This is a genomic window from Subtercola sp. YIM 133946, assembly GCF_036553535.1.
GTDB lineage: Bacteria > Actinomycetota > Actinomycetes > Actinomycetales > Microbacteriaceae > Subtercola.
In genome coordinates, this window is sequence record NZ_JAZHPE010000037.1 from 1 (window position 1) to 2,088 (window position 2,088).

A 2,088-nucleotide genomic window follows, 5' to 3' on the forward strand; every position below is an offset into this window, starting at 1 on the left:
TGTCAGCGACGCTTGAAAACTGAACAGTAGCGATGTTTGAAAAGTGAACACTCACGATTGGAGAGTGATCACTTTGGAGGACTGGGCGTTGATTCGTCGGCTGGCAGCGGATGGGGTTCCGAAAGCGCGGATCGCAGCGCAGTTGGGTATCTCGCGGACCACAGTCGTGAAGGCGGTGGCGTCGGGATCGCCGCCGAGGTACGAGCGAGCACCGGCCGTGACGTCGTTCAGCGGGTTCGAGGGTCGAGTGCGGGCTCTGCTGCAGGATGTTCCCTCGATGCCCGCGACAGTGATCGCGGAGCGGGTGGGCTGGCCAGGGTCGATCACCTGGTTCCGACAAAACGTTGCCCGGCTACGGCCGGAATATCGGCCGATCGATCCCGCGGACCGACTGCTGTACGACGCCGGCGATCAGGCGCAATGCGATCTATGGTTCCCACCAGCCGAGGTGCCAACGCAGGGCCGGACAGCACCGTTACCGGTGTTGGTGATCGTGGCATCGCACTCGAGGTTCATCACGGCCCGCATGCTGCCCTCCCGGACGACACCGGACCTCGTCGCCGGGATGTGGTCCTTGATTTCAGAACAGCTCCGCGCGGTACCTCGGCGACTGATCTGGGACAACGAGGCCGGCATCGGCCGGCGGAACAAACTCGCTGACGGTGTGACCGGGTTCACCGGGGCGTTAGCGACGAGGATCGTGCAGCTAAAACCGTTCGATCCCGAGTCCAAGGGCATCGTCGAACGCGCCAACGGATACCTCGAAACGTCGTTCCTCCCCGGCCGACGCTTCGCATCACCAGATGATTTCAACCAGCAGCTGACCGAGTGGCTGCCACGCGCGAACACCCGGAAGGTGCGGTCGTTGAACGCACGACCGATCGACCTGATCAGTAACGATCGGGCCCGGATGCTGCCACTGCCGCCCGTCATCCCGACGCTCGGGCATCAGAACCGGGTCCGGCTCGGCCGCGACTACTACGTGAGCATCGCGGGAAACGACTACTCTGTCGACCCGACAGCATCAGGCAGGATGATCGATGTGCGCGCCGATCTATCGCACGTCACGGTGCGGCAAGGCGGTCGTCTGGTGGCCTCACACGATCGCGAGTGGGGTTCCGGGATCATCGTCACTGCACCGGAGCATGTTCAGACCGCAGCGCGCCTGCGTGCGGAGTTCCAACAACCCAGGCCCGCAGGCGTCGAGGAACTCGAGCTTGCACGTGACCTCGCCGATTACGATCGTGCGTTCGGGATCGAGGTCGCGTGATGGACGACGCTACGAAACAGATCGTGCACCTCGCGACCGCGTTGAAAACACCTCGGATCAGAGACGCCGCCGGCAGGCTCGCTGATCATGCTCGCGACGCGAGCTGGAGCTATGAGGAATACCTCGCCGCGGTTCTTGACCGGGAAGTCGCGGCGAGGAACGCGTCCGGCGCGCAGCTCAGAATCCGCGCCGCTGGGTTCCCCGCACACAAAACGATCGAGGACTTCTCGTTCGAACACCAGCCAGGGCTCCGCCGCGACCAGATCACCCCGCTCGCTGCGGGCGGCTACCTCACCGAAGCCCGGAACGTCGTGCTCCTCGGGCCGCCCGGAACTGGGAAAACCCACATCGCGATCGCGTTGGGCGTCGCAGCCGCCGGACATGGTCATCGGGTGTTGTTCGCGACCGCGACCGAATGGGTCACCCGCCTGCAAGACGCCCACCGGGCCGGGAAGCTGCCCGACGAACTCAAACGGCTCCGCCGCTACGGGCTGATCATCGTCGATGAGGTCGGCTATCTGCCCTTCGAGCAAGACGCAGCGAACCTGTTCTTCCAGCTCGTGTCCTCCCGCTACGAACACGCGTCGTTGATCCTGACCAGCAACCTGACATTCGCCAAATGGGGTGACGTCTTCGGTGACCAGGCCGTCGCAGCAGCGATGATCGACCGCATCGTGCACCACGCTGACGTACTCACGCTAAAAGGCGCGAGCTACCGACTCAAGAACGCCGGTATCGACACACTGCCCTCCGTTAAAGCCGAAACACGCAGCTAAACTACCGCCACACCGTTCACTTTTCCAACGTCACAACGGCCC

The 2,088-nt window shown here is 63.5% G+C and carries 2 protein-coding genes; both read left to right on the forward strand.

Translation table 11 applies throughout. The features are described from left to right. The first annotated feature begins 64 nt into the window (after positions 1 to 64). Entirely contained in the window at positions 65 to 1,270 is a 1,206-nt protein-coding gene (gene istA / locus V3W46_RS12600; protein WP_331783470.1) for an IS21 family transposase, read from the forward strand. Next, entirely contained in the window at positions 1,270 to 2,046 is a 777-nt protein-coding gene (gene istB, locus V3W46_RS12605; RefSeq protein WP_331783471.1) for an IS21-like element helper ATPase IstB, read from the forward strand. Before istA ends, istB begins: the two co-directional genes overlap by 1 nt. Positions 2,047 to 2,088: the final 42 nt, after the last annotated feature.